Here is a 2,093-nt window from a genome sequence, read left to right on the forward strand (position 1 = left end):
GCCGCCCGTTCCGCCAGGGCCTTGCGGCGGCGCACCGCCAGATCGGCCAGCAGCTGGGATCGGGTGCGGCCCCGCAGCTGGAACAGCACGAAGGGATCCTCGCTGAAGCGATCCCCCATCAGGTAGTAGACGGCGCTGGTGTGCTTGCAGGGGTTGGCCTTGTCCGGGCAGGTGCACTCACTGCGCACCTCCTGCAGCTTGAACGGAAACAGGCGCTTGCCACTGGCGGCAAAGGCGCGCTCGATGTCCTGCGGCATGATGCCGGCCAGCAGCTGGGCCGACCAGCGGGCCTTCTGGGTGAGTGCCTCGAGCACGTAGCCCCAGTCTTCCTCGCTGAGCACATCGAGCCAGAGCTTCACCTTGTAGGGCTCGGGTTCGGTGCCCTGCACGCGGGCATGCACCCGCCGCCCCTCGAAGCGGATCGACAGGACGTTGCCCTCGCGGGCGTAGGCCCAGGCGCGCTCCAGCCGCTTCTTGTAGCGGAAGGAGTTGATCAGCTCCATCCATTGCTCCACCCACCAGGGCTGCTGTCCCAGTCCCTGGTCTCCCAGCTGGGTGGTGATGGCTGGGGTGGCGGACACGGGAGCGGGCATGGCTGGAAGGGTGCCGAGCCCAGACAGTCCAGGCCTCACCCACCAGTCTTGCCGAAGGGAGGCCCGAGCGACACAGCGGCGTCGGGGCTGATGCTCAGAAGGGAATCGGCATCTCGGCATCGGCCGGCGCGGGGGCGCAGGCCGCCACCCGTTCCGCCACCACCTGCCCCACCACCACGATCGAGGGCGACACGAACCCCTGCTCCGCCACCCGATCGGCCAGCTCGCCCAACGGGGCCACCAGATCCCGCTGCCCCAGCACCGTGCCCTGCTGGATCACGGCGGCCGGGGTGTCGGGCGCCAGGCCACCGGCGATCAGCTCGTTGCAGATGCGGCTGAGGTTATGGAGGCCCATGTAGATCACCAGGCCGTCACTGCAGCGGGCCAGCCCCTGCCAGTCGACGCCGGGGCGCGCCTTGTCAATCTCCTCGTGCCCGGTCACGAAGGTGACGCTCGAACCCGCCCGGCGATGGGTCACCGGAATGCCGGCGTAGGCCGGTGCGGCGATCCCCGCGGTGACACCGGGCACCACCTGCACCGGGATGCCGCGCGCCGCCAGGTGGGCCGCCTCCTCGCCGCCGCGGCCGAACAGGAAGGGATCGCCCCCTTTGAGCCGCACAACCGTGCGATGGCGACCGGCCAGCTCCACCAGCACCGCATTGGTGCTCGGCTGCGGAACCGAGTGGTAGCCGCGGCGCTTGCCGACGAACTGCCGCTCGCAGCCCTCCGGCACAAGATCCAGCAGGGCCTTCGGCACCAGGGAGTCGTAGACGAGGGCGTCGCAGCAGCGCAGCAACCGGTGGGCCTTGAGGGTGAGCAATTCGGGGTCACCCGGACCAGCTCCCACCAGATAGACGGTGCCCGGCGAGGGGGGCGTGGTCATGGCAGGGCCTCAAGCTGCGTCAGCAGCAGCTGACGGAAGCGGAAGCGCTGCAGCAGGGGCCGCCCGAGCCATTGCGGAAGACTGTCGGTGAGGCGATTGGCGGCCAGGACCAGCGGCAGCACGGGCGCTCCGTCCTCCATCGCCGGCAGCGGCTCCTGCCCATCGGCAACAGCGGACCGGCAACGGACCCCCAGACTCCGCTCCAGATACCGCAGATACCGAGATCCCAGCTTGCCGTCCAAGGGGTGATGGATGAGCCAAGGGGATGATCCCACTGCAGCCGAACCGGCCAGCTCGGCCAACTCCTCACGCAGGGCCTCCTGCCAGCAGGGCCAGGCCCCCAGGAAGGGCACGCGACCCACGGCACCGCGGCCTCGCCATCGGGCCGCAACCGCAGCCAGGTCGTGGCGGACATGGGTGCCCGGCAGCAGGAAGAGGGGCACCAGGGTGAGTTCCCCGCCGTCGCCCAGGACGGGGCCTGGATCTGCCGTGAGGGCGTGCAGATGCACCGGGGTGCCCCGCAGACGCTCCACCTCCCGGGCCAGGGTGCGGAGTTCCTCGGGGATCACACCCCCCCGCCGTCCATGCACGACCAGCAGCAGGGCACTGCGGCGCAG

Annotated in this window: 3 protein-coding genes; all 3 read right to left on the minus strand. The window is 70.4% G+C overall.

From position 1 onward, the window contains the following. Positions 1–593, minus strand: a 593-nt coding sequence (locus VB716_RS11200) for an SWIM zinc finger family protein (protein ID WP_323270515.1), incomplete at its 3' end; no start/stop codon positions are given. A gap of 94 nt (positions 594–687) precedes the next feature. Continuing rightward, positions 688–1,476, minus strand: coding sequence for a uroporphyrinogen-III C-methyltransferase (cobA, locus tag VB716_RS11205; protein ID WP_197157675.1), 789 nt, complete (start codon positions 1,474–1,476; stop codon positions 688–690). Next, positions 1,473–2,093 (minus strand): DNA mismatch repair protein MutS (locus VB716_RS11210; RefSeq protein ID WP_323270516.1); only part of this gene is annotated, 621 nt, incomplete at its 5' end. The genes VB716_RS11210 and cobA, both read right to left, overlap by 4 nt.

This window comes from Synechococcus sp. CCY9201 (assembly GCF_034931105.1).
Lineage (GTDB): Bacteria > Cyanobacteriota > Cyanobacteriia > PCC-6307 > Cyanobiaceae > CBW1002.